Below are 24,994 nucleotides of genomic sequence, written 5' to 3' on the forward strand. Positions count from 1 at the left end.
AATACGGATACGACTGTGGGACAAACAAACGAATAATAGTAATATAAACCGTCTTTCAAGCGAAAGAATGATTTGTACTTAGTATGTATGAACCTTATTTCAGCCCATGGCTAGCCCCGTTAGTTAAATATTGAACCAAAAAACAGCTTATGCGACGACTCTACTCCCTGCTTACAGGCATGCTTATTGTCATGTCCCATTTCGCTTATGCGCAAAAAACAATTACCGGTAAGGTTACAGATGCCAAAGATGGCAGCCCTTTACCTGGCGTAACCGTGTTGGTTAAAGGAACATCTACCGGTACGGCCACGGACGGTAATGGTACTTATTCCATTAACCTGCCCAAAGGTGCCAGTGCACTTATATTTTCATTTGTTGGCTATGCCAGCCAGGAAATTACAATCACCAACCAAAGCACAGTGAATGTAGCGTTGGGCACTGGTAATAAAGACCTTTCCGAAGTGGTAGTGGTAGGTTATGGTACCCAAACCAAACGGGATCTGACCGGGTCTGTATCTAAAGTAACCGGCACCCAAATAGAAAATTTCCCTGCCCCCAGCTTTGAGTCCGCCATACAGGGTAAAGCAGCCGGTGTGGTAATAGAGTCCGGCAGCGGTAAGGTAGGCCAGGGCATGAAGGTGCGCATACGCGGTACCTCTTCCATCTCTGCCAGCAGCCAGCCCTTATATGTAATAGATGGGTTGCCCCTGCAAACTGCCAGCCAGTCGGATGTGAATAACGAAATCACTAACCCCATTGCCGACCTGAACCCGAATGATATTGAGTCTATAGAAGTATTGAAAGATGCTTCTGCTACCGCTATTTACGGCGCCCGTGCCGCTAATGGCGTAGTGCTGGTAACTACCAAGAAAGGCCGCGCCGGACAAAAAACCGTGCTAAGCCTGGATATGAACACCAGCTGGGGTAAACCCACCAGGAAGCGCCACTTCCTGAATGCTCAACAGTATGTAGACCTGGTTGAAGAAGCCGCGGTAAATGACGGCAAAATAGATTTTGCCAACGGCGATAGCGGCTACCCTACTGAAGAAGCTGCGATTGCCGATTACAAAAGCTTTTATGAAAGCTACCTGGATTATTATTCATTGGGTACCGACTGGCGTAACCATGCGGTAAACACCAACTGGGAAGACCTGCTGTATCGCGATGTAGCCCGTGGCAACCAGGTAAACCTGAGCGCCAGCGGCGGTAGTGAGAAAACCCGCTTTTATGCTTCCGGTTTTTACAACGACCAGGATGCAGTTGTGATCGTAAACCGTTTCCGCCGTTACGGTGGCCGTTTGAACCTGGACCATTCTGCTACAGATAAGCTGTCTTTAGGTTTGAACCTGAGCATTACCCGTTCTGAGCTGAACCGCGTTTCAGATGACAACTCTTATTCTACTCCCGGCCAGCTGGTGGCGCAAATGCCTATTTCGCCGCAGTTCGACCCTGAAACCGGTAAACTGAACAGCAATACGCTTTATGCCAACGGCTTAATAGATGCAGCGCTGAACAGCGACAAACAAACTACTTTCAGAAGCATGGGTAATGCCTATGCTACCTATAACTTCCTGCCCTGGTTATCTTTCCGCAGTGAATTTGGTGCCGACATTATGAGCTTTTACCAGGAAACCTTTGTTGGTAAAGATGCTACAGACGGCGGCGGTATTGGTAAAGGCCAGTCCTTCTCCTCACAGGCGGTAACCTTTAACACCAACAACTACTTTACTATTTCCCCGGTAATCGGCAACCGGCACAAGCTCACCGCCACCCTGGGTATGAGCTACCTGCAGAATGATACAAAAGGTAATTCTATTCAGGCAGAAGGTTACCCGTCAGATGCGGTGAAGAACCTGTCCGGTGCTACCAATGTTACCTTTGGTTCTTCCAGCAACGACCGCTACGACTTCCTTTCTTACTTCCTGCGCGCTAACTACAGCTTTGACGAAAAATACCTGGTAGGCGTTAGTGTAAGAACCGACGGATCTTCCCGCTTTGGCCCCGATCACCGCTGGGGTGCTTTCCCTGCAGCGTCAGCCGGCTGGGTAATTTCACAGGAAGATTTTCTGAAAAACCAGCAAACATTAACCTACCTGAAGCTGCGCGCCAGCTATGGCTTAACAGGTAACGCTGAAATAGGCGAATACGGGTACCTTTCTTTATACAACATCAGCAACTATCCCAGCCTGCCGGGTTTTGTGCCGGTAACACTCGGCAACCCCAAACTGCACTGGGAAAAAACCGCGCAGGCCGATGTTGGTTTGGAGTTCGGCTTCTTTAACGGCCGCCTGTCCGGTGAAGTGGATTATTACAATAAGAACACCTCTGACCTGTTGCTGAATGTGAACATTCCTTCAACTACCGGTTACAGCTATATTACGCAGAACCTGGGTAAGCTAAGCAACAAAGGGGTTGAGGTTACCTTAAACTCCGTGAACTTTGAAGGGCCTTTCCGCTGGACCACCTCCTTTAATATTGCTTTCAACAAAAACCGCATTAAGGATATACAGGGCCAGGTAATTGAAGCAGGCGAGCAGCGTGCTGTTGAAGGCGAAGCCATTGGTTCTTTTTATTTACAGAAATACCTGGGCGTAGATCCGCAAACCGGTGATGCGCTGTATGCAGACAAAGACGGCAAGCCTACTACCAACTACAACGATGCGGTAAGAACAGTAGTAGGTAATTCCAACCCCGACTTTACAGGTGGTTTTACCAATAATTTCTCTTACAAGGGTTTTGACCTCAGCGCTTTCTTCACATTTGTGCAGGGCAACGAGATCTATAACAGGGCCGGTGTATACCAGGCTAACAGCTTTGGCGGCGGTTTTGACAACCAAACCACTGAAGTGCTGCGCCGCTGGCAAAAGCCCGGTGATATTACCGATGTACCCCGTGTAAGCCTTAGCTATCCTACCGGGCAGCGCGCTTCCTCCAGGTGGATCTATGACGGTTCTTACATTCGCTTAAAAACAGTTACCCTGGGTTATACTATTCCCAAGTCAGTAATGTCTGCATTAAAGATCAGCAGTGCCCGCGTTTATGTTTCCGGTTATAACCTGTGGACCAAAACAGACTATATCAGCGACCCGGAAGTAAACACCTCACCGCTGGGCTCTACTTCCGAAACTACACAGAACGTAGTGGGCGGTGTAGACTTTTATACGATTCCCCAGGCACGCCAGTTTGTAGTGGGATTGAATGTTAAATTTTAAGTGACTAAAACTCTTGTACATGAAACTTACGCGATATATAACTATTAGCATATTTTCAGGGGCAATGCTGTTAACAGGTGCTGCCTGTAATAAAAAGCTGGATGTATTACCCGGTCAAAGCATTACGCCGGACCAGATAAAAACAGCTGATGACGTAAAAGCCGTGCTGTTTGGGGCTTATAACTCCATGCAGCATTACAATGCGTTTGGAGAGCGGTATATACTGATGCCCGACTTGCTGGGCAGCGCCGGCCAGGTAAACTTTGTAGGTACCTTTGTGGATTACAGGGATGTTTACAATAAGGCTATGGTAGCATCCAGCGGCATTGCATCCGGTGTGTGGGGCCGCGCCTATATTATCATCAGCGGTGCCAATACCGTGATCAGCAAGGCCAGCCTGCTGGGGGATGATGAACGCGATGCCATTGTAGCAGAAGCTAAATTTATCAGGGGCGTGGCTTACTATGAGCTGGTGAACATTTTTGGACAGCCTTATTCCGACGGTAATGCCGACCAGAATGACGCCGTACCGCTGGTGCTGGACCCGGTGGAAGTGTATGATGCTTCCAAGGATATTAAGCCCCGCGCAAAAGTAGCGGAGGTGTATACACAAATCCTTGCCGACCTTACAGAAGCTGCCGAAAAAATGCCGGCATCTAACCCCAACGGAAGGGCTAATAAATATTCAGCGCTGGCCTTTTTATCAAGGGTATATTTAGCGCAGCACAAGTACACAGAGGCCGCCACTGCTGCCAATGACGTGATTGCCAATGGCGGTTTTGCGCTTACCTCCAGTTTTGACAAGGCCTTTAACAATACGGCCAACTCCTCTGAAGATATTTTTGCCATCCAGCAAAATAACCAGAGTAATGCCGGTACTTCCAATAATGGTCTTAGCACCATGTACGCCGGTTACGACCTGTCACCCTCCGGCAGGGGCGACGTACGGGTAGACCCTGCTATATACGGCCTGTATGACGACAATAATGACGTGCGCAAATCTTTTGTGTACGAAAACTCCAGCATCGCCGGCGGCACGGGGGATTATACCTCTAAATGGAGCCAGTTTTACAAAGTTATTCCGGTAGTGCGGTTAGCTGAAATGTACCTGACCCGCGCGGAAGCCAATGCCCGCAGCGGCGCAGCCCAGGTGGGCGATGCCACCCCGCTGGAAGATGTGAATACCGTGCGCGCCCGCGCAGGTGCGGCCCCCCTGGCCAGTGTAACTGCCGATCAGGTTGTGCAGGAGCGTTTCCGCGAGCTGGCTTTTGAAGGCGACTGGCTGTGGACCAAGAAAAGGCTGAAGATGAATGTGGGCACCAAGCCCTACAACGATAACTTCCTGATATTCCCGGTACCGCAGCGGGAAAGGGATGTGAACAAGCAGCTTACCCAGAACCCCGGCTACGGCGACTAAAAAAATCATCATATGTTTGTAAGGGCTTGCTAATCAAGGCAAGCCCTTACTTTTTTATATAAAAGGCCCGTTGGCAGCGCTTTTAGCAGCCGTTGAAAACTTTTTATCAAAATTTTTATTGTAAATCAATAACTTACAAGGGGTGCCAGTAAAAAATAACGTAAAATGCATGGTTATTCCAGGGCAACTACTTAGTTTTGCACTCCCGATTTTTACGGGAGAACTATTTACTGACGTAAATTTTACTGTATAAAAATGAACACCTTAAGTTACAAAACGAAATCGGCCAACGAAGCTACTGTAAAGCGCGACTGGTACATTGTAGATGCTACCAACCTGACGCTGGGTCGCATGAGCGCCAAAATAGCGGCCATTCTGAGAGGTAAAAACAAACCTTATTATACACCTCATACCGACTGTGGCGATTACGTAATTGTAATCAATGCCGAGAAAGTGGTGCTTACCGGCAACAAAATGAACGAAAAGGAATACCAGACTTTCTCCGGCTATCCCGGTGGCCAGAAAATAGAACTGGCAAAAGACCTGGTTCGCCGCCGTCCGGAGGTAGTAATAGAAAGGGCTGTAAAAGGTATGCTGCCTAAGAACCGCCTGGGCCGTAAAATGTACAAGAAATTATTTACCTATGCCGGTGCTGGGCATCCGCACACTGCGCAGAAACCGCAAACCTTAACTTTCTAATTTTTCTCTGATACATGGAAAAGCAAAAAAATACCATTGGTCGTCGTAAGGAAGCTGTAGCCCGCGTATATGTAAGCAAGGGCACCGGCAACATTACTGTTAACGACAAGGACTATAAAACATACTTTGCGCTGATTTACCTGCAGAACCAGGTAGAGGCGCCTTTAAAAACCATTGACGCGCTGGACAAGTTCGACGTGAAGGTGAACGCTGCCGGCGGTGGTATCAAGGGCCAGGCAGAAGCTGTAAAGCTGGGTATTGCCCGCGCGCTGTGTGAAATCAACGCAGAGTTCCGCCCTGCGCTGAAAGCAGCCGGCCTGCTGACCCGTGATCCCAGGTCAGTGGAACGTAAGAAACCGGGTAAACGTAAAGCAAGAAGAAGCTTCCAGTTCTCTAAACGCTAATATGTGGGAGCTATTGGCGCTTAGCTTTTGGCCTTTAGCTGAATGCTATCAGCCAGGTTGCTAAGGCTAATTAAATTATTGATCCTTTTAACAGAGCATAATAAACATGGAAAATAATACCTCATTACAGCAGCAGTTACTGGAGGCAGGTGTGCACTTTGGTCACCTGAAGAAAAAATGGAACCCGAAGATGCTGCCATATATCTTCGCCGAAAAGAAAGGTATTCACATCATTGACCTGAACAAAACCGTAGAAGGTTTACAGGACGCAGCAGCTGCCCTGAAATCCATTGCCAAAAGCGGTAAGAAAATCATGTTCGTGGCTACCAAAAAACAGGCAAAGGAAATTGTAGCAGAAGCAGCCAAGCGTGTAAATATGCCTTATGTAACCGAAAGGTGGTTAGGTGGTATGTTAACCAACTTTGCCACCATCCGTAAGAGCGTAAAGAAAATGCAGAGCATTGAAAAAATGCTGACCGACGGCACTTTTGACAACATTACCAAGAAAGAACGCTTAACATTAAGCCGCGATAAAGAGAAAATGGAGAAGGTGCTGGGTGGTATTTCCCAGCTGGCACGTGTTCCGGCTGCCCTGTTCATCATTGACATCAGCCATGAGCACATTGCGCTGGCAGAAGCCCGCCGCTTAGGTATCTCTACCTTTGGTATGGTAGATACCAACTCCGATCCTACCAAGGTTGATTTTGCTATTCCTGCCAATGACGATGCTACCAAATCCATCGCTATTGTTACCAACTATATTGCAGCAGCTATTGCAGAAGGTCTTTCTGAAAGAGCTACTGAAAAAACGGATGAGGTGGTAGAAGAGGAAGAAGCTGATAACAAAGCCCTGCGCTTTGAGCTGGAAGGCGGTGAAGACCGTGAAAGAAACCGCAGAGGCGGCCCCGGCGGCGGTGGCAGAGGCCCTGGCGGCCCTGGCAGAGGTCCCGGCGGTGGTAACCGTCAGGGTGGCAACCGTCCTGGTGGCGGCGGCAATCGTCCTGGTGGTAACCGTCCTGGTGGCGGTGGCGGCCAGCGTCGTCCCTCCGGTGCAGGTGGTGGCAACAGACCCGGCGGCGGAAGATAATTTAATTACGAATTATCAATTACGGATTGGGAGGTGTGGCTGTAGCAGGCGTACTTACCAGTACCAGTACTGGTGTTAAGCATTCAGTGTTAGACGCGCTGCAATAAATCTCCGGCATATCATTCGTAATTCGTAATTAAATAATTCGTAATTGGCTCCTGTTTCTTCATAAACTCTTAAACTATTTATATTCATGGCAACAATTACAGCGGCTGACGTAAATAAACTGCGTCAGCAAACTGGAGCGGGTATGATGGACTGCAGAAAGGCACTGGTAGAAAGTGACGGTGATTTTGAAAAAGCAGTAGACTACCTGCGTAAAAAAGGTCAGAAAGTAGCGGCTTTGCGCTCCGACCGTGAAACCAAAGAAGGTGTTATTATTGCTAAAACCACTGCCGACAACAAAACCGGCGTTATTGTGGGCTTGGGCTGCGAAACCGACTTTGTGGCCAAAAATGAAGACTTCATAAAATTTGCACAATCTATAGTGGACCTGGCCCTGAGCAGCGGTGCTAAAACCCTGGAAGAACTGGGCGCAGCTACCCTGGATGGTGCTACTGTAGCAGATAAGGTGAACGACCAGGTAGCCAAGATCGGTGAAAAAATCACCCTGAGTAAATTTGAAAGAGTAGATGCTGCTTATGTAGCTGCCTATATTCACGGTAATTATCGTATGGGCGTGCTGGTAGGCTTCACGCAGCCAACTTCTGAAGAAGTAGGTAAAGACGTGGCCATGCAGATAGCTGCCATGAACCCGATTGCTGTTGATGCAAACAGCGTACCGGCCGACGTTATTGCCCGTGAAAAGGAAATAGCAGTTGAGCAGGTAAAAGCAGAAGGTAAACCCGCTGAAATGGCTGAAAAAATTGCCCAGGGTAAACTGAACAAGTTCTATAAGGAAAGCACCCTGTTAGCGCAGGCCTTTGTAAAAGATAATAATAAGTCCGTAGCAGAATACCTGAAATCAGTATCTGCGGATCTTACTGTAACTGCCTTCAAACGCATTGCATTAGGGTAACCGGATCATAAAGGAAAAAGGAGAGAAGAAAATTCTCTCCTTTTTTTTGTGCATATACCTGTATATTTATCTTAAATAACTAACTAACCACCTTCTACAATATTATTATTATAGCGTCATGTTGCCTAAGTATAAGCGTATTTTGCTCAAACTGAGCGGCGAGTCCCTGATGGGCGATGGGAATTATGGTATTGATCCGAAAGTTATAACACACTACGCATATGATATTAAATCCGTAACAGACCTGGGCGTACAGGTAGCCATTGTAATTGGCGGGGGCAATATCTATCGTGGTATGAATGAAGCAGAAACAGGGATTGAAAGGGCGCAGGGTGACTATATGGGCATGCTGGCAACTGTAATTAACGGCATGGCCATGCAAAGCGGACTTGAAAAGGTTGGCTTATATACCCGCCTGCAGTCCGCTATTAAAATGGAGCAGATTGCGGAACCTTATATACGCCGCCGCGCCATACGCCACCTGGAAAAAGGCCGCGTGGTGATCTTTGGCGCCGGCACCGGCAACCCTTACTTTACAACAGATACGGCCGCATCCTTGCGCGCCATTGAAATACAGGCCGATGTGATCTTAAAAGGTACGCGTGTAGATGGTATTTACACTGCCGACCCGGAAAAAGACAGCACCGCCACCCGTTTTGAGTCAATTACCTTTGCGGAGGTGTACCAGAAATCACTGAATGTAATGGATATGACGGCTTTCACCCTGTGCCAGGAAAACAAGCTGCCTATTATTGTATTTGACATGAACAAACCCGGTAACCTGCTGCAGGTGATCATGGGTAAGCGTGTAGGTACGCTGGTTACCGGTTGATAAATAGCTTGCAGATTTGTAACAACAAATGTGCAGATGCGTGGATATTGCGTTATTGCAGGCCCTGCATCTGCACATTTTTATTTGGAGTAGTCTGTTTTCAGCACCTCCTGTAACCGGGCAAAGGGCACAAATAAATTAACCTGTCCCATCGCATACGGCCCTATTTCATAGGGCGTATAGCTGAATACAATGCCTTTGTTGGTAAGTATAAAATTATTATTAGGTTCAATACGGTCTACCAGCAGCATTTCCCTGATGGGCTGGTCGGTGCGGTAGGTTCTGTGGAAGGCCAGCTCCAGCTCATGGGTTAGCACCTCCTTATAGTCCCCTTTAAAAATATCATCGAGCATAAGCACCTTTTCCTTGTCGAGATCCAGTACCTGGTGGGTAGCGCCGCCATTACCATGCGCACCGCCGGTAAAATCATACCCGAAATATTCCAGTGACAGCAAAGGGTATTGGTTCCATACTACTTTCATATCGCCCTCAGAGGTCCAGTTCCAGGTGGGGCTGCCGGCCTGGTGCTGCACCGTTGCGCTATCCATACCGGTAATGCTGCCTTTATAGCCGGCCAGGAACGAATCAATGCTTCTTTTTACCAGCTGTTGCGGGTCGGTGGCAGGAACCTTGCCGCTGATAGCGTTTTTAATAAGCGCTGCAGTACCGGCATTGGTGCCTGGCGCCGGCCATATAATGCTGTTGGTGGCTTCACCCCAAGGCGATTGGGGGGCATTAGGCAGCAGTGCGGCGCTGTCTTTGGCGTAATATACCTGGAAGTGTATGGCATTGCTAAAATCCGGGTGCAGGATGAACTGGTAAGAGGTGCCGTTTCCGCGCCAGGTGCCTGCAAAATTGCCCGTGCTATCCAGCCGGCCATGAAAAGTTGTTTCTTCATCACTGCGGCTGTCTTCGTACAGGGTTAGCTGCTGTTTACTGGAGTCGGAGCTGCCCCAGATGTTAATGGGCTCGCCCACGCGGTCGTACACGTATGAGCCGCGGTAAATATCAGGGCCTGTTTTCAGCAGCTGCATGGTAACCATCTGGTCGCCTAATGCGCCTTTAAGCTGTATGTAAAAATAAGGGGCCGCCACCGGTGTGGTTGTGAACGCCTGGGTGCTATCTGCACTGTTTGCAGTAGTATTACCTTTTTTACCGTGTTGCCCGCAAGCCATAAAACCGGCGGCTGCCAGCAGTAGCAATAAGTAACATTTGTTCATAGCTACAAAAGTAGGGATTTTAAACGCTTAACGCCGGCAACCTAATGCTAAATACAGGATGCTTAATGCAGCAGCGTGTGGGGCTGTTGATGCCGGAGGTTGAGTGCAGCATGGTTTAACCCCGAAGGTTTAATGCAGGGCGCAAACGTTTAACGCTTGCGACATGAGAATGCAGGCAAGGGCAGCAGCATGCCTGTTGATGAATGTGTTGTGATTGTAATCATAAATGATAATTCGTAATTGATTTACTTTTGCAGTAAATAAAAACGGGCCTATGTTTAATAAAGAAGTAGCAGCACTGCGTAAAGATTATCGCCTGGCTTCGCTGGATGAAAATGAAGTGAATAAAGATCCCCTGCGGCAATTTGAGCAATGGTGGCAGGATGCCATTAACAGCGAGCTGGAAGAGCCCAATGCCATGACACTGGCTACCAGCACACCGGAGGGCCGCCCTTCGGCACGCATCGTACTGTTAAAGAGCTTTGATGCGGAAGGCTTTACTTTCTTTACCAATTATGATAGCCGAAAAGGGCAGGAAATAGCGGCCAACCCGCAGGTAAGCCTGCTTTTTTTCTGGCGTGAGCTGGAGCGGCAGGTACGCATAGACGGTACCGTTAGTAAAACCCCCGCAGCCATCAGTGATGAATATTATAATTCCCGCCCCATGGGCAGCCGTATAGGTGCTATTGCATCGCCGCAAAGTAAAATAATACCACACCGCAGCTTCCTGGAAGAGCAGGTGAGCCAGCTGGCTGAAAAATATGTGCTGGAAGCGCCTGTACGCCCCGATAACTGGGGCGGCTATACGGTAAAGCCTTTGTTGATGGAGTTTTGGCAGGGGCGTAGCAACCGCCTGCATGACAGGGTACAATATATGTTAACAGAAGGGGGAACATGGGCGATTTCAAGACTGGCGCCGTGAGCTAATTACGGATTGGTCAATTACGGATTACGAAAGGATGAAGCTGTGCTAAACGTTCAAGGCTAAACGCCAGATAATTGTTGTACAGTTATGGAATGCTGAATGCTTTAATATACTAACCAGTGTATCAGGTATCCAGCATTTCATGTTCTGTGCGCAGCCATCATAATAGTTACCGGCATTGATAAGTTCCTTCAAAGATGTTCTGCTTTATTGCAGTACGGCAATGAATGTTCATTAGTTGAAATAATTCACATTCACTATTTCCTTTAAAAGCGCGCCTTTTTTGCGGCCAGGCAATGCCCCGTTAATTCGTAATCCGTAATTGAACAATTCGTAATTGAATACTATCCTTTCTTTTCTGCCTTGGCAGCAGTTTTCCTGGTTTTGGCAGGCCTTGACTTGCCGAAGGATTTGTTGGAGATTTTACCTCTTTTGGTTTTAATATCACCTCTACCCATTGTAATAATAAGTTTACAGTTTTTATAATTCGCAGTTTACAGGCTGCTTATCCGGCGCAAATTACGTATTTAACGCCATTCCTGAAAGTGTACCGTATAAAGCAAAAAAAAGCAAGAAACAAAACTGTTCCTTGCTTGAATAAGGTTTGCTAACTGATTAGAGCTTGTCAGACAGGGCCTTACCAGCCTTGAATTTAGCAACTTTTTTAGCTTTGATCTTGATGATCTGGCCAGTCTGCGGGTTTCTACCGTTACGGGCAGCACGCTTTGAAACGGAGAAGGTACCGAAACCAACCAGGGTTACTTTACCACCTTTTTTCAGTGTATCAGCAACAGCTTTGGTGAAGGAGTCCAATGCTTCGTTAGCTTGGGTTTTAGTGATAGCGGCATCTTTTGCCAGCTTGTCGATTAATTCGGCTTTGTTCATAGCTAGTAAGATTTAACTAGTGAAAAATGTTTGATGTGAGCAAATATAAAGCGTTTTATCAGATTACCAAATTTTTTACAGTAATTATAACCAATTTTTTATCGGCTGTAAGGGGCTACAGGTAACGGTTACAGCAGATTTGCCTGTTTGCGGGTGTACCTCTCCTGCGGCCATGTATTTCCCAGGACCCGCCACCATAGGGCATTTGATATGAACTTACTAATAAACGCCTGTTTTCCCCTGGTATTGTATATGAGGTGTAATCCCTTGAAAACAGTGGATTTCATGTGGATAAATTTGGCCTTTTACACCACCTGCATAACGGTTCTGAAGGCCACAAACTGGTTACCAAACTGCTCATAACCCTTCTGTCTTAGCAGGGGGGCATACTCCTGCAGAAAGGTTTGATAGTTCTCAAGGGTATCTGTAGAGTACTGAACGGTGTAGGTAGGGCCATCCTGGTCATCCTGCTCCAGCAGCCGGCACATACGGTAATCATGAAACAGCCCGGTAGCCATAATTTCAGGGATATGCTGCTCCTTCATCCATTGCAGCCAGTGCTCATGAATGTTGTAGGTAACCTTGGTTGTTACATTGTAAATGATCATGCGCCAGCCGGGTTTAGCTCCAGGTACACCGGACAATGATCGGAATGTTTAACTTCCTGCCAGATGGCGGCGCTTTTAAGCCTGGCCTGCAAGGGAGTGCTTACATTAATATAATCAATACGCCAGCCTTTGTTATTGTTGCGTGCATTGGCGCGGAGGGTCCACCAGCTGTACTGGTGCGGATCGGGGTTAAAGTGCCGGAAGGTGTCTACAAACCCGCTTTCAAAGAACCGGTCTAACCAGGCCCTTTCTTCCGGCAGAAAGCCCGAGTTCTTTTTGTTGCCAACAGGGTCGTGTATATCTATGGGCTTATGGCAGATATTGTAATCGCCACACACCACCAGGTTGGGATGGGTTGTACGCAATGTATTAAGGTAACCGTAAAACTCCTCCAGCCACTGGTATTTATAGGTTTGGCGTTCCTCACCGCTGGTGCCCGACGGGAAGTAGGTATTAATTAAGGTAAGGTCTTTAAAATCAAGCCGGATAAAACGGCCTTCCGTATCGCTTTGCATAAAGCCGTTGCCATATTGTACATGGTCGGGCGTAAATTTAGTAAGCACGGCAACGCCGCTGTAGCCTTTCTTTTGTGCAGGGTACCAGTAGTGCTCGTAGCCCAGCTGCTCGAACTGGCGGAAGTCAACATTATCTTTCTGGGCCTTAATCTCCTGCAGGCAAATAATATCTCCGGGGTTGGTTTTCAGCCAGTCAACAAAGCCTTTGTTCATGGCGGAACGCAGGCCATTTACATTATAGGAAACAATTCTCATATGCTTCAAAAATCTTACAGGTAGCACTTTTTACATATCGTACTCCAGGTTAGGACGCAGCCATTTTTCAGCTTCCTCCAGGCTCCAGCCTTTGCGCTGTGCATAGTCCTGCACCTGGTCTTTTTCTATTTTGCCAACACCAAAGTATTTGCTGGCAGGGTTGGCAAAGTACCAGCCGCTAACGCTGGCTGCCGGGTACATGGCCAGTGATTCCGTAAGGGTAATGCCGGTATGTGTGGTAGCATTCAGCAGGTCAAACAGCTTGTATTTTTCCGTATGCTCAGGGCAGGCAGGGTAGCCGGGCGCGGGGCGTATACCGGAGTAGGCTTCTTTAATCAGCTCTTCATTACTCAGGCGCTCGTCTGTAACATAGCCCCAGAACTCCTTACGCACGCGTTCGTGCATCAGCTCTGCAAATGCTTCTACCAGGCGGTCGGCCAGGGCCTTTAGCATAATACTGCTGTAATCATCATGGTCTGCCTTGAATTTTTCGAGCCAGGTTTCTATACCAATGCCGGTAGTTACGGCAAAGGCGCCCATATAATCCTGCAGGCCGGTAGCTTCGGGCGCTACAAAATCGGCGAGGGAAAAGTTGGGCTGCCCTGGCGCTTTCTTCACCTGCTGTCGCAGGAACTCCAGGTGCACCGGTGGTATATGCGGGTCGGCAGGCGCTATTTGTACGGTATCGTCGCCGGTGGCGTTGGCCGGGAACAGGCCAATAACAGCATTGGCGGTGAGCCATTTTTCATTCACAATGCGCTGCAGCATGGCCTGCGCATCATTATATAAACGGGTAGCTTCGGTACCTACTACTTCATCGGTAAGTATCTGCGGAAACTTGCCGTGCAGCTCCCAGGCAATAAAAAAGGGCTGCCAGTCGATGTAAGGAACTATAGCGGCAAGGTCATAGTTCCTGAACACCTGTACGCCCAGCTGTTTAGGCTTTACAGGGGTAAAGTTTTTCCATTCAATGGGTGTTTTATTCCCGCGGGCCTGGGCTATAGACAGGTATTGTTTTACCGGCCGTTTATTACGGAAGCCTTCATTCAGCTTGTGATACTCCTGTTTTACCTCTCCCAGGAAATTCTTTTTCAGGGCCTTGTTCAACAGGCTGCCGGTAACGGTTACGCTGCGTGAAGCATCCAGCACATGCACTACGCCATGCTCATACTCCGGCGCTATTTTTACCGCGGTATGGGTGCGGGAGGTGGTAGCGCCGCCAATAAGCAGCGGTATATCAAACTGCTGGCGTTTCAGCTCCCGGGCCACATGCACCATTTCATCCAGGCTGGGGGTAATAAGGCCGCTGAGGCCAATAATATCCACCTGTTCTTCTTTGGCAACCTGCAATATTTTTTCTGCCGGCACCATCACGCCCAGGTCTACTATATCGTAGCCGTTACAGCCCAGCACTACGCCTACGATATTCTTACCTATATCATGTACATCGCCTTTTACAGTGGCCAGCAGTATTTTACCGGCCGACTTCATCTGCCCGCCATTTTCCGCTACCAGGCGTTGTTTTTCAGCTTCAATGTAAGGGGTAAGCACGGCTACGGACTTCTTCATTACGCGCGCGCTTTTTACCACCTGCGGCAAAAACATTTTGCCGCTGCCAAACAGGTCGCCTACTATGTTCATGCCGTCCATAAGGGGGCCTTCGATCACATCCAGCGGGCGGGGGTATTTTTGCCGCGCTTCTTCCGTATCACCTTCAATATAATCGGTAATGCCGTTTACCAGGGCGTGGCTTAAGCGTTCTTCCACGGTGCCGTTGCGCCAGCTTTCATCTTTTTCTATCACCTTGCCTTTGGCCTTTACGGTTTCGGCAAAATTGATAAGCCTTTCCGTAGCATCGGGCCGGCGGTTCAGTATAGCATCTTCACACAGCTCGCGCAGCTGCGGCTCTATCTCATCATAAATCTGGATCATGCCGGCATTTACAATGCCCATATCCATACCGGCTTTAATGGCATGGTACAGGAATACGGAGTGCATGGCTTCGCGCACCACATCGTTACCACGGAAAGAGAAGGAGATATTACTAACCCCGCCGCTTACACGGGCAAGGGGCATCAGCTGCTTTATTTCACGGGTAGCTTCAATAAAGTCTACCGCATAGTTATTATGCTCTTCAATGCCGGTAGCAATGGCAAAAATGTTAGGGTCAAATATAATGTCCTGCGGATCGTAGCCTACCACTTCTGTTAACAGCTTATAAGCACGGTGGCTAAAGCTTACTTTCTTTTCCTTTGTGTCTGCCTGGCCATGTTCATCAAACGCCATTACCACTACGGCAGCGCCAAAGCTTTTACATATAAAGGCCTGCTCTATAAACTTGTCTTCACCTTCCTTTAAGCTGATAGAGTTTACAATACACTTACCCTGTATACATTTAAGACCTGCTTCAATTATGCTGAACTTACTGGAGTCAATCATAACCGGGATCTTGGAAATATCCGGTTCTGCCGCCAGCAGGTTCAGGAAGGTGGTCATGGCCTTTTCTCCATCCAGCAGGGCATCGTCCATATTCACATCCAGTATCTGGGCGCCGCTTTCTACCTGCTGCCGGGCAACGGACAGCGCTTCTTCGTACAGTCCTTCCCGTATAAGGCGGGCAAACTTCTTGGAACCGGTTACGTTGGTACGTTCCCCTATGTTCAGGAAATTGGTTTCCGGCCGTACCACCAGTGGCTCCAGGCCGCTCAGGCGCAGGTAAGGTTTAATTACCAGCGTTCCGTTCAATGCATCAGCTTTGGTTGTTGTTGCGCTCATGTTGCTATTACTGTGTTTATGCCAGGGTAGGTTCCAGCCTGGGTAAAGGACGGGGCTTAATGTTTTTTACATGTTCGGCGATATGGCGAATATGATCCGGTGTGGTGCCGCAGCAGCCCCCTACAATATTTACAAAGCCTTCTTTGGCAAAATCTTCGATAATACAGGCAGTGTCTTCCGGCTGCTCGTCGTACTCGCCAAACGCGTTTGGCAGCCCGGCGTTGGGATAGCAGCTGATATAACAGGCAGCAATGTGCGAAAGCTCTTCTACATGCGGGCGCATTTGCTGGCCGCCCAATGCACAGTTCAGCCCTACGGAGAAGGGGTGGGCGTGCATAACGGATATATAAAAAGCTTCCAGGGTTTGGCCGCTCAATGTTCTGCCGGAGGCATCGGTGATGGTGCCGGAGATCATAATGGGCAGCTCTGGCTGGCCGGTTTGGCGGAAATACTGTTTAATGGCATAGATGGCTGCCTTGCAGTTCAGCGTATCAAAGATGGTTTCTATCAGTAAAATGTCAACCCCGCCTTCAACCAGGCCTTTAATCTGCTCTGTATAGGCATTGGCCACTTCATCAAAAGTAACGGAGCGGAACCCGGGATTGTTTACATCCGGGGAAAGCGACAGCGTTTTATTGAGCGGGCCAATAGCGCCGGCCACAAACCGCGGTTTATCCGGGTTTTGGGCGGTGTATTCGGCAGCGGCCTTTTTGGCAATTCGGGCAGCGGCAACGTTCAGCTCATAAGCCAGGTGCTGCATATCATAATCGGCCATGGCAATGGAGGTGCTGCTGAAGGTATTGGTTTCAATAATATCTGCACCGGCATCCAGGTAAGCCTTATGAATGGCTTCAATAATTTGCGGCTGGGTAAGGTTCAGCAGATCGTTATTCCCCTTCACATCGCTGTGATGGTCTTTAAAGCGTTCTCCCCTGTAATCAGATTCCTGGAGTTTGTAGCGTTGGATCATGGTGCCCATAGCACCATCGATAATCAGGATGCGCTCGGCGGCGCATTGTTGCAATGATTTCATGTGATTGGTGTTTATTAGTTACGGTTAAAAAAGATGGTGAAGCCGAAGGGTCGAACAATAAACAAATCCACCCGCCGGTATGCTGCAAAGATACTAAACTCTCAAGAGAAATGTGCTTTTTGTAAGGCGCAGCTGCTGTGGTTACAGGCTCCGGGGCCGGAATACCGCTTTAAATGAGCCGGCTGCTGCTGTTAAAAAGCAGGGCGGCAGCGGCGGGAGTGGCCACAGCCGGCTTGTTGCTCAGCGGCTTTTATACAAACCCAAAAATAATTTTGTAAAATCTTATTACCCTACTATATTTGTAGAGTAATAAGAAGCCATGCTTCTTTGCCGGGGCGCCCACCTACGCCCTTTCCGTTACCATGCGTATGCAGGGCATGCGCTGCTGTTGTAACTGAGCAACAATATTACCACCACTTTTTACTGATTGTTAACAGGTATACGGCCATGTATAAACGGGTCTGAAAGATATTGCCGGCGCTATACGGCTGCTACTTTTTTCATAACGTGGAATTACAGGTTAAACACAAACGGGTGCTGTTAAGCACCTGTATTTTTTTTGAGCTTAAAGCAAAAAGCAAAAAGCATAATGGTAAGCACAAAAGCCAGCATACTGAATGAATGCAGTTATTATTACCGCCCTTTTACTTCACACTATTAGCCATGCTATAGTGGCTATGCCAACGCGCTCCCAGGCTTTCTGCTTTAAGCTTTCCGCTCACTTCTGCATATAACTTTCCAGGGGCAGGCGGTTGGTAATGGAACGGGCCAGCGTCATCTCATCCGCATACTCCAGCTCACCGCCAAAGGCAATGCCGCGTGCGATGGTAGTAATTTTTACCGGCAGCTCTTTTAGCTTTTTTGAAAGATAATAGATGGTGGTATCACCCTCGATAGTAGGGCTCAGGGCCATAATTACCTCTGCAATGCCCTGCTGCTGCACCCGCTCTACCAGGCTGTGAATGTTCAGCTGGTCGGGGCCAACGCCGTCAATAGGGGAAATAATGCCGCCCAGTACATGATATAACCCATTGTACTGCTGCGTATTTTCAATGGCCATTACATCGCGGATGTTCTCTACCACGCACACCAGCTCTTTTTTACGGCTATGGCTGGCGCATATGCTGCAAATATCTTCGTCGGAAACATTATGGCATTGCCGGCAAAACCTGATCTGCTCGCGCATACGGGATATGGCTTCGCTAAATTGCTGTACCTGCGAAGGTTCCTGCTTCAGCAAATGCAGCACCAGCCGCAATGCCGTTTTTTTGCCGATGCCCGGCATCCTGGCAAATTCATTAACCGCATTTTCAATCAGGGCAGAGGAAAAGATCATGACACAAAAATAGTGAAAAGTCAAAGGTGAAGGGCCGAAGCCTATAACGTCAGGTCTTCTTTTACCCCCCAGTTGGCCTTAATATTCCGCTTCTCCGGGAAGCTGACCACCCTTTCAGGCTGCCGCTTGGGATGGCCGTAATACACACCGCGGTCCCACTTGCCGTTGTTGTTCTGATCCAGCAATATTCGGATCTCGTATTCGCCGGGAGTAATAAGGGTTTTGGTCCAGGCGCCGTTTACAATTACGCCGGAGTACCGTATGTCTTTTTCCTTTACCAGCTGCACTACAAAGTGAATGCTGGTATCGCCGTTAAGGGCTGCCCGTGTGCTGTCGCTCAGCTTCAGCTTCAGGAACAGCTTTCCGTAATCCGAGAACTTTTTGGCGTCGAAGTTAATAGTGTCTGCCTTGGTCAATTGCTGGTTCAGCGTATCTGTGGCCGCAGTTTTATCCACTATGAGCCGGTAGTGCATCCCTTCTTTCCATTTATAGCGGAGCGAGAGCTTACTGCGGGTAGAGTCCAGTGTAAAAGACGCAAAGCTTACCGGGTGCAGCAACGTATCTTCTGCCAGGTGAAACTGTGCGCTGTCCATTTTTGCCAGGGGAATGGAAAAGCTTAATACCAGCGGCGTGTCCAGCTCCTGCTGGTTCTGATCCAGCTGTGGCTGTATGTGCAGGCGTGGCTTTTTCTTTTTATCCTTATCTTTTTCTTTTTCCTCCGGCTGCGGTTCTTCGGCCGGCGGCTGCTCTCCCGGGGGGCGCATGGTGCTGTCCTGCTCAATAAACATCAGCATGGTAATGTCCCTGATATTCTGCTCCCGCAGGTGTATGAGGCTGTCCCGGAAGGCAATCAGCTCTGTGGTAGGCTGCGTGTATTGCAGGTCGCGGTCTTCCTCTTTAATTGCAAACAGCTTATAATCGCCGGGCGCCAGGTTTTTGAACCAAAATACGCCGTTGCCCTTGGAGCGGGCATAGTACACCGGTTTTTCCTTAGATACCACCGAGTCTGCCGTATTCCGGTACAGCATTACCGACACATTACTGTCTATTTTACCGGTTTCCGCGTTAATGGTGCGGCCTAACACCTGCAGGGAATCGAGGTAGTCGCCGGTTGACACTACATAGGAAAAATCAATGATCGGGTTACGTTCGTTCACATCCTTGATGGCGTCTGAAAAGTTAAAGGTATAGGTGGTATTAGGCTGCAGGGTGTCTTTAATTTCCATGGTAACGGTGCGCAGCTTGCTGGTAACCGTGGGTACCCGCTTGAGGGTGGGTGACACGATCATTTTATCAAACACATTATCCAGCTCCACATACTCATCAAAGTTAAAATGCACCTTACGACTGTTAAAGTGCAGGGTGGAGTCCGGCGGGTCTACGGCCAGCAGCAGGGGCGGGAGGGTATCCCGCGGGCCGCCGCCCGGAGGCACTATATTGGCGCAGCGCGACAAAAGAAAAGAAGCAATAACAATAAACCCCAAAACCAGGCGCCGGAAACGTTGAATCATGCGTATGGAATGTAAAATGTAAAATTTCAAATGTTAAATGTAAAAGTTAAATGGCAGTGATCCACCGCTTTTACATTTTTTTAACGGACGCTGCAAACTTAGCGCTTTAGTCCCTTACTTTTACTCATCGGCGGTAAGGGCCTCCTGCTCCAGGTCGTGCAGGGCTATGTGCAGCTTGTTGTTTTTTACAAAATTACACCAGGGGCAGTCCGGCTTGCCGCAGCCGGTATAAAATTCCTTGTTCTGTATTTTAGCCCAGGTGGTTACAATCTGCTGTGTAACGGTAGTTACATCCTGGGGGGTTATATGCACCTTTTGTTTGTGGTACTGCTGCTGTTTATTGGGTTCAATAAAATCAAACTCCGTGCTTACCACCTGCCAGTTCTTTTGCCGGTAATTGTCCAACAGTATTTTATAAAATACGGCCTGCCGCCAGTAATCGCCCCCGTTGGGGTTGCGCTCATTCGGCAGCTCAAATTTTTTATAATCTTTAATGGCTTTTTCATAGTCGCCGGTTTTGTAATCGACCACGTTCACCTGGCTGCCGTCAAACTCCAGCTTATCTACCTTGCCCTTTATAGGCACGCCGCTTACCGCCACGTTGCGCACATTGCGCTCCACGCTTACCACGCGGGGCCAGGTATGTATATAGGTATCGTAGTAATTATCCAGGATGTCGCGGCCATACTCCATGCGGCGCTCAAACGCCTCCCTGGTAAAGCACTCGCGGTTGCGGCGCATACTAAAGGCAAAATCCCGCAGGAACTCCTCTTTAGAGGGGAAAATGTTTTCCGGGTGCTCCTGCATTTTCTGGAACAGCTTTTCCAGCGCGTAGTGCACCGCCGAGCCGAACTCTGTGTTCTCCGAACGGCCGGTAGGCACCCGTACCAGGTTCTTGTAAAAAAAGCCCAGCGGGCAGTCCAGGTAGTTATTCAGGGCCGTTACGTTCATTACAAAGCCGGCCAGCAGGGTATCAATAAACTGCTGGTCAGCCCGCGCTATTTCCGGGGCCTTGCCTTTGGCATAGTTCAGCAGCTCAAACTCAAACAGCGCTTCCTCTGTTAGCTCGGCCTTGGTATTGGGCAGTAGGTGCTGCTCCAGTATTTCTGTAATGAACATACTGGGTTCCAGTGGCTTACCATCCTGCCGGAACTCGGGGTAGCTGATGTACAGGTGCTTTTCGGCCCGGGTAATGGCCACATAAAACAGGCGGCGCAGCTCCTGCTCGTCGGTAGAGGTGCTTTGGGTTACAAACACGGTATCAGGAAAGCTAAAGCCGCCGCCGTTCTTCTTTTTCTTTTCCCACAGGTGCGAGTTGGTGCCGGCCAGGAACACGTGTTCAAACTCCAGCCCTTTGGAGCCGTGGGCGGTAATAAGGTTAATGCCTTTATCGTTGCCGGCAACCTGCACCAGCGGTATAGGTATGTTGTTGGCTTCCATAAGGCGCACCATCTCCATAAGGGTGGTAATGTTCAGATCGGGGTTGCGGTGCGATTCTTCCTTAATAAAGTCAAACAGCGCCTGTACGATCTTCATCAGCCATATTTTTTCCGGGCTTTGCATAATGTAGCTCATAACGCCGCCGTCATTAATGATGTTGGCAAACAGCTGCTGCAGCGTAACATTATGGGCTTCGCCGATCCATTTTTCCACCATGCTGCTTACCTGCATCATGGCCAGGTCCGGCGCATCTGTGAACAGGGTAAGGTTGCGTGTTTGCTGCCACTCCTGCAGGTACCGGCGTATGGAAGTTTTTTCCTGGTAACCTTTTTCCGCTACCCGTATGCTTATCTTGGCCACCTCAATGGGCGGTATGTTGTAAAAGTCAAAGTGCAGGATGGAGAACAGCAGGTCGTCCCCGCTGTAGGGCGTGTCCAGCTCGCAGGCTATATAACGTAGCAGGGTTAATACCTTGCGGGCAAAAGGCTCCTCCAGCAGGTTAATATTACGTTTAGAGTAAATGGGCAGCCCTTTCAGGCGGAAGTATTGCGCCAGTTCCTCACCATAGCGGTTTTCGCGGTATATCACCGCTATTTTACCCGGTGGTACCCCTTCCTGCAGCAAGCGGCTTACGGTATTGGTAATGCCGGCCATTTCATCGCGGGCAGTGTTATAGCGCTGTATAACCGGTGGTATGGAAAGCGGCGTGAGCCCGGGATTGCTGGCAACCAGCTGCTTGCTCAGGCCCGGCAGCTGGTTTACCAGGCGCGAGTTGCCGTTATTGTCTATCAGGGTCATGGCTGCATCCAGTATGTTTTGCACGGAGCGGTAGTTTTGCGTCAGCACTACGGTGAGCAGGGTATCGGCAAAGCTGCCGGCAAAGCGCTCCATATTCTCAATATTGGCGCCCTGGAAACGGTAAATGCTCTGGTCATCGTCACCCACCACAAATATATTGGGCAGCTCCTCATCTTTTATGAGCAGCTGTATCAGCCGGTTTTGGGTGCCGCTGGTGTCCTGGTATTCATCAACCAGTATATACTGGTAGCGTTCTTTATAATCGGCCAGCAGGTTTGGGTAGGTTTCAAATGCGCGGATCACCCAGTTGATCATATCGTCAAAGTCGTACCGGTTAGCGGCCTGCATCATGGCCTGGAACACGTCAAACTGCTCTACGGCAGCCTGCAGGCGGGCCATTTTTTCTTCCTCCACCGCTATTTTATCTGTACGCACATCGCCTTTTTTGAAGTTTTTGGTGGCGCGTTTGCAAATGTATTCGTCGCGCTCCGGCAGGCTGTCCAGGTATGCTTTTATGCTGGCGCGGATGTAGTCTACCGTCCAGCCCTCCCGTTTCATGGTAGAGAACAGGGTGGCCAGGTGCCGCATATCGCAATACACATCGCCGCGGTAACGTTTCAGCGGGTTGTCTTTCTTAAAGCCGTCAATCAGCTTTTTCAGCAGCTGTATCTTTTCCAGCTCGGAAATAGGGTCCAGCGTGTTTTTTTCAAACAGGGCCAGGTTGTCCTGTATTACTTCATTACAAAAGGAGTGAAAGGTATTGATGCTTACGCGGTAGGCATCCGGGCCTATAAAATCGGTCAGGCGCCGGCGCATGGCAACAGTGCCTGCATCCGTATAGGTAAGGCACAGGATGTTCTGGGGTACAAAATCGGTGTCCTGTAATATTTTGCCTATGCGGGAGGCCAGTATCTGTGTTTTACCGGTACCCGGACCGGCAATTACCATTACCGGGCCTTCGGTGTTATCCACCGCTTCTCGCTGGCGCTCATTCAATCCTTTATATACTTCCTGGAACCGTTGCTGGTGTTGTTGTGATAATTCGCGGGACATGCAGCAAAATTACGGGAATAGCTTTATATGCGGGGTAAAGTGAAAGGTGACCCTGCTGCTCGGTTGCTGGTACGCGTTCACCTTTCACATGCAATTTGATCATTCGGTGATTAAACAACGTACCCTGGCCGAATGTTCAGCTGCCCAGCGGAATATATATGGAAAGATTGCCTACCTCATGGCTGCGGGTACCTTTTAAAGAGGGGCTTTCGGTTTTTTGGGTATAGGCTACACGGAAACGGTGGAAAACAATGCCCACCCCATAGTCAATACGGGTGCTCCATGGCAGCAGGGTAGCTTTGTTAAAGGATTTCCGCAGCTCAAACCTGCTGTTGCGCCAGCTGAACAGCCCTCCTTCCAGTAGGGCGTTGTACCAGGTATATTCTACAGTGGGGCGCAGGAAGGCGTATACCTGGAATTTTTTTTCGCGCAGCGCGCTGCCCCGTTTAATACCAAAGTAGGGGTTCATATAACCGGTGCGCAGGGTAACATGCGCCGATCCTCCATCCAGCATGGTGCCGGCGCTGGCAGTGGCGCCGCCTATAAATTCCAGCGCCGGCCCTGGCTGCCAGATCATTTTTTCATAGGTGAAATTATAGTTCAGCAGCGGCGCGTTGGGCAGCTGGTTATCCCAGCCCATGGGGCGCTGGTAGCCGAGTATACTATGTATCCAGGTTTGGGTTTCTTTGGCCAGCGACCAGGGCCCCATTACTCCCATCACCAGCTCCGATTGCAGGCTGAACTTTTTTTCGGGGTTATAGGAGTCGAGCCCATGGCTCAGGTACAGTGCGCCGGAGTAAGAGTAATCGTCCGGCATATAGCTGGTTTCCTTGAGGTTACGCGGGGTAATCATTACCTGCATAATACTCCAGTGATAGGTGTTGATGGCGTTTTTACCGGCGCGTGGCAGTATTAGCTTATCTACAAACCGCGGCGGCTTTTTTTTCTGGTAAAAGTAGTCAATGCGGGTGCCGTTGGTGTAAGACTCATCTGTACCCTGCCCGCGGATGTTGAAGAAGTCATTGTCTTCATAAATGCGTACCAGGTGGTGAATTGTGTCGGCCGTGCTGATCACCTGGCTGCTGGCGCTGTTGACAAAGAACAGTAATGCAAGGCCTGTCAATAATGCTCTCATACTTCCTGTTTTGCGTTTCGGTTTAATCATGCATTACAGCAGTAGCAGCGGCAGGTAGGTAAACAGCATGGTAATGCCGGTAAATAAATGCGGCATTTTAACTACAGTAAACCAGTTGCAGGAAGTTGAAAGGAGTAACAGTCAGGCAGGTGAAAACAGAAAATCAATAACTATGCCGGGGACATTATGGCAGCAAATCCATCGAAAGTTGTCATGTGCAGCATAATTTTTCTTTATACCAGGTAACATCGCCGGCAAAATTGCCGTTATAAAACAGTTGTTCTTTTAACCGTTATTTTTACTTAATATGCAAATGTTAGTTTGTGAACCGCAACCGTGCAAGTTTTTGAAGTAGCATACATTTTTATTTTTTAACCATTAAACCCAGTTTAGCATGCAACCCAACACCCAAATCCAAAAACCCTTTTTTGCCCAATTCCTGGAAAGCCAGGCCCCGCAGCAGGAAAATGAGGGCCCTGTACAAACAGCGGAAAATAAAATGACGCTGAAATTCCCGTCTGATAATGACGAAGAGGATTTTTAAGCTGTGCTCACAGGCAACTTGTTTTTAACAGTTAACACTGCATTTTTTAACCATCTAAACCGTTAAGTATGCAACCTAACAACCAGGTGCAAAAGCCCTTCTTTGCCCAGTTCCTTGAAGCGCAAAACCAGCAACCCGGTTTTATACCCATTACCGGCAAGCTGGTAGACGGGCCGGGTGATGTTACCATGAAGTACCCTTCTGACAGCGACGAAGAAGGTGAGCTCTTCTAGCATTATACCATTTTTCATCATGCAAGCAATAGCACTGTGCTATTGCTTGTTTTTATTAC

General features: G+C 48.8%; 21 protein-coding genes. 10 read left to right on the forward strand and 11 right to left on the reverse strand.

The features are described from left to right. Window positions 1-149: 149 nt before the first annotated feature. The 7 genes from VFS25_RS12075 (at window position 150) to pyrH (ending at window position 8,669) form a co-directional block, all read left to right on the forward strand. Entirely contained in the window at window positions 150-3,212 is a 3,063-nt protein-coding gene (locus tag VFS25_RS12075) for a TonB-dependent receptor (RefSeq protein WP_326462403.1), read from the forward strand. Window positions 3,213-3,231: 19 nt separating this feature from the next. Further along, window positions 3,232-4,629 (forward strand): RagB/SusD family nutrient uptake outer membrane protein, encoded by a 1,398-nt coding sequence (locus tag VFS25_RS12080; RefSeq protein WP_326462404.1) that lies wholly within the window; start codon window positions 3,232-3,234, stop codon window positions 4,627-4,629. 255 nt (window positions 4,630-4,884) lie between these two features. After that, window positions 4,885-5,328: a 50S ribosomal protein L13 gene (gene rplM, locus VFS25_RS12085; protein ID WP_326462405.1), complete on the forward strand. Its 444-nt coding sequence runs from the start codon at window positions 4,885-4,887 to the stop codon at window positions 5,326-5,328. A gap of 14 nt (window positions 5,329-5,342) precedes the next feature. After that, entirely contained in the window at window positions 5,343-5,732 is a 390-nt protein-coding gene (rpsI, locus tag VFS25_RS12090; protein WP_326462406.1) for a 30S ribosomal protein S9, read from the forward strand. A gap of 106 nt (window positions 5,733-5,838) precedes the next feature. Further along, the gene (rpsB, locus tag VFS25_RS12095) at window positions 5,839-6,819 is read left to right on the forward strand and encodes a 30S ribosomal protein S2 (protein ID WP_326462407.1); all 981 of its coding nucleotides are present in this window, start codon (window positions 5,839-5,841) and stop codon (window positions 6,817-6,819) included. A 193-nt stretch (window positions 6,820-7,012) separates the two neighbouring features. Then, a complete protein-coding gene (tsf, locus tag VFS25_RS12100; protein WP_326462408.1) occupies window positions 7,013-7,837 on the forward strand; it encodes a translation elongation factor Ts in 825 nt (274 codons plus the stop codon). 118 nt (window positions 7,838-7,955) lie between these two features. Continuing rightward, window positions 7,956-8,669 (forward strand): UMP kinase, encoded by a 714-nt coding sequence (pyrH, locus tag VFS25_RS12105; RefSeq protein WP_326462409.1) that lies wholly within the window; start codon window positions 7,956-7,958, stop codon window positions 8,667-8,669. Window positions 8,670-8,749: 80 nt separating this feature from the next. Here the strand turns inward: pyrH and VFS25_RS12110 are convergent, their stop codons facing one another. Beyond that, window positions 8,750-9,889, reverse strand: coding sequence for a DUF3298 and DUF4163 domain-containing protein (locus VFS25_RS12110; protein WP_326462410.1), 1,140 nt, complete (start codon window positions 9,887-9,889; stop codon window positions 8,750-8,752). A gap of 274 nt (window positions 9,890-10,163) precedes the next feature. On the opposite strand from VFS25_RS12110, the gene pdxH reads away from it, so the two are divergent. Continuing rightward, window positions 10,164-10,811 carry a pyridoxamine 5'-phosphate oxidase gene (gene pdxH / locus VFS25_RS12115; RefSeq protein WP_326462411.1) on the forward strand — a complete coding sequence of 216 codons (648 nt, stop codon included), beginning with the start codon at window positions 10,164-10,166 and terminating at the stop codon, window positions 10,809-10,811. 347 nt (window positions 10,812-11,158) lie between these two features. Here the strand turns inward: pdxH and VFS25_RS25295 are convergent, their stop codons facing one another. The 10 genes from VFS25_RS25295 to VFS25_RS12160 form a co-directional block, all read right to left on the reverse strand. Further along, entirely contained in the window at window positions 11,159-11,272 is a 114-nt protein-coding gene (locus tag VFS25_RS25295) for a 30S ribosomal protein THX (RefSeq protein ID WP_349256390.1), read from the reverse strand. Window positions 11,273-11,429: 157 nt separating this feature from the next. Further along, window positions 11,430-11,699, reverse strand: coding sequence for an HU family DNA-binding protein (locus VFS25_RS12120; protein WP_029465307.1), 270 nt, complete (start codon window positions 11,697-11,699; stop codon window positions 11,430-11,432). A gap of 305 nt (window positions 11,700-12,004) precedes the next feature. Next, window positions 12,005-12,307, reverse strand: a complete 303-nt coding sequence (locus VFS25_RS12125; protein ID WP_326462412.1) for a DUF4286 family protein — start codon at window positions 12,305-12,307, stop codon at window positions 12,005-12,007. Continuing rightward, window positions 12,304-13,077, reverse strand: coding sequence for an exodeoxyribonuclease III (locus VFS25_RS12130; protein ID WP_326462413.1), 774 nt, complete (start codon window positions 13,075-13,077; stop codon window positions 12,304-12,306). Before VFS25_RS12130 ends, VFS25_RS12125 begins: the two co-directional genes overlap by 4 nt. 30 nt (window positions 13,078-13,107) lie before the next feature. Then, window positions 13,108-15,852: a methionine synthase gene (gene metH, locus VFS25_RS12135; protein WP_326462414.1), complete on the reverse strand. Its 2,745-nt coding sequence runs from the start codon at window positions 15,850-15,852 to the stop codon at window positions 13,108-13,110. Between the two features lie 16 nt (window positions 15,853-15,868). Next, complete coding sequence (locus tag VFS25_RS12140) at window positions 15,869-16,885, reverse strand: homocysteine S-methyltransferase family protein (RefSeq protein WP_326462415.1); 1,017 nt, start codon at window positions 16,883-16,885, stop codon at window positions 15,869-15,871. A 718-nt stretch (window positions 16,886-17,603) separates the two neighbouring features. Next, a complete protein-coding gene (recR, locus tag VFS25_RS12145) occupies window positions 17,604-18,221 on the reverse strand; it encodes a recombination mediator RecR (protein WP_326462416.1) in 618 nt (205 codons plus the stop codon). Window positions 18,222-18,262: 41 nt separating this feature from the next. Continuing rightward, a complete protein-coding gene (locus VFS25_RS12150) occupies window positions 18,263-19,732 on the reverse strand; it encodes an Ig-like domain-containing protein (protein ID WP_326462417.1) in 1,470 nt (489 codons plus the stop codon). A gap of 120 nt (window positions 19,733-19,852) precedes the next feature. Next, entirely contained in the window at window positions 19,853-23,023 is a 3,171-nt protein-coding gene (locus VFS25_RS12155) for an ATP-dependent DNA helicase (protein WP_326462418.1), read from the reverse strand. A 136-nt stretch (window positions 23,024-23,159) separates the two neighbouring features. Beyond that, entirely contained in the window at window positions 23,160-24,158 is a 999-nt protein-coding gene (locus VFS25_RS12160; protein WP_326462419.1) for a lipid A deacylase LpxR family protein, read from the reverse strand. A gap of 394 nt (window positions 24,159-24,552) precedes the next feature. On the opposite strand from VFS25_RS12160, the gene VFS25_RS12165 reads away from it, so the two are divergent. Both VFS25_RS12165 and VFS25_RS12170 read left to right on the forward strand, forming a co-directional pair. Beyond that, window positions 24,553-24,702, forward strand: coding sequence for a microviridin/marinostatin family tricyclic proteinase inhibitor (locus VFS25_RS12165; RefSeq protein ID WP_326462420.1), 150 nt, complete (start codon window positions 24,553-24,555; stop codon window positions 24,700-24,702). Window positions 24,703-24,770: 68 nt separating this feature from the next. After that, a complete protein-coding gene (locus tag VFS25_RS12170) occupies window positions 24,771-24,935 on the forward strand; it encodes a microviridin/marinostatin family tricyclic proteinase inhibitor (RefSeq protein ID WP_326462421.1) in 165 nt (54 codons plus the stop codon). The last annotated feature ends 59 nt before the right edge of the window (window positions 24,936-24,994 follow it).

Source organism: Chitinophaga sp. (assembly GCF_035761305.1).
Taxonomy (GTDB): Bacteria; Bacteroidota; Bacteroidia; order Chitinophagales; family Chitinophagaceae; genus Chitinophaga.

Coding starts and splice junctions, on each gene's coding strand:
- VFS25_RS12155 (WP_326462418.1), bottom strand. CDS start 23,023: ATGTCCCGCGAATTATCACAACAACACCAGCAACGGTTCCAGGAAGTA.
- pdxH (WP_326462411.1), top strand. CDS start 10,164: ATGTTTAATAAAGAAGTAGCAGCACTGCGTAAAGATTATCGCCTGGCT.
- VFS25_RS12140 (WP_326462415.1), bottom strand. CDS start 16,885: ATGAAATCATTGCAACAATGCGCCGCCGAGCGCATCCTGATTATCGAT.
- VFS25_RS25295 (WP_349256390.1), bottom strand. CDS start 11,272: ATGGGTAGAGGTGATATTAAAACCAAAAGAGGTAAAATCTCCAACAAA.
- pyrH (WP_326462409.1), top strand. CDS start 7,956: ATGTTGCCTAAGTATAAGCGTATTTTGCTCAAACTGAGCGGCGAGTCC.
- VFS25_RS12125 (WP_326462412.1), bottom strand. CDS start 12,307: ATGATCATTTACAATGTAACAACCAAGGTTACCTACAACATTCATGAG.
- VFS25_RS12150 (WP_326462417.1), bottom strand. CDS start 19,732: ATGATTCAACGTTTCCGGCGCCTGGTTTTGGGGTTTATTGTTATTGCT.
- rpsB (WP_326462407.1), top strand. CDS start 5,839: ATGGAAAATAATACCTCATTACAGCAGCAGTTACTGGAGGCAGGTGTG.
- VFS25_RS12165 (WP_326462420.1), top strand. CDS start 24,553: ATGCAACCCAACACCCAAATCCAAAAACCCTTTTTTGCCCAATTCCTG.
- VFS25_RS12170 (WP_326462421.1), top strand. CDS start 24,771: ATGCAACCTAACAACCAGGTGCAAAAGCCCTTCTTTGCCCAGTTCCTT.
- rpsI (WP_326462406.1), top strand. CDS start 5,343: ATGGAAAAGCAAAAAAATACCATTGGTCGTCGTAAGGAAGCTGTAGCC.
- rplM (WP_326462405.1), top strand. CDS start 4,885: ATGAACACCTTAAGTTACAAAACGAAATCGGCCAACGAAGCTACTGTA.
- tsf (WP_326462408.1), top strand. CDS start 7,013: ATGGCAACAATTACAGCGGCTGACGTAAATAAACTGCGTCAGCAAACT.
- metH (WP_326462414.1), bottom strand. CDS start 15,852: ATGAGCGCAACAACAACCAAAGCTGATGCATTGAACGGAACGCTGGTA.
- recR (WP_326462416.1), bottom strand. CDS start 18,221: ATGATCTTTTCCTCTGCCCTGATTGAAAATGCGGTTAATGAATTTGCC.
- VFS25_RS12130 (WP_326462413.1), bottom strand. CDS start 13,077: ATGAGAATTGTTTCCTATAATGTAAATGGCCTGCGTTCCGCCATGAAC.
- VFS25_RS12120 (WP_029465307.1), bottom strand. CDS start 11,699: ATGAACAAAGCCGAATTAATCGACAAGCTGGCAAAAGATGCCGCTATC.
- VFS25_RS12110 (WP_326462410.1), bottom strand. CDS start 9,889: ATGAACAAATGTTACTTATTGCTACTGCTGGCAGCCGCCGGTTTTATG.
- VFS25_RS12075 (WP_326462403.1), top strand. CDS start 150: ATGCGACGACTCTACTCCCTGCTTACAGGCATGCTTATTGTCATGTCC.
- VFS25_RS12160 (WP_326462419.1), bottom strand. CDS start 24,158: ATGAGAGCATTATTGACAGGCCTTGCATTACTGTTCTTTGTCAACAGC.
- VFS25_RS12080 (WP_326462404.1), top strand. CDS start 3,232: ATGAAACTTACGCGATATATAACTATTAGCATATTTTCAGGGGCAATG.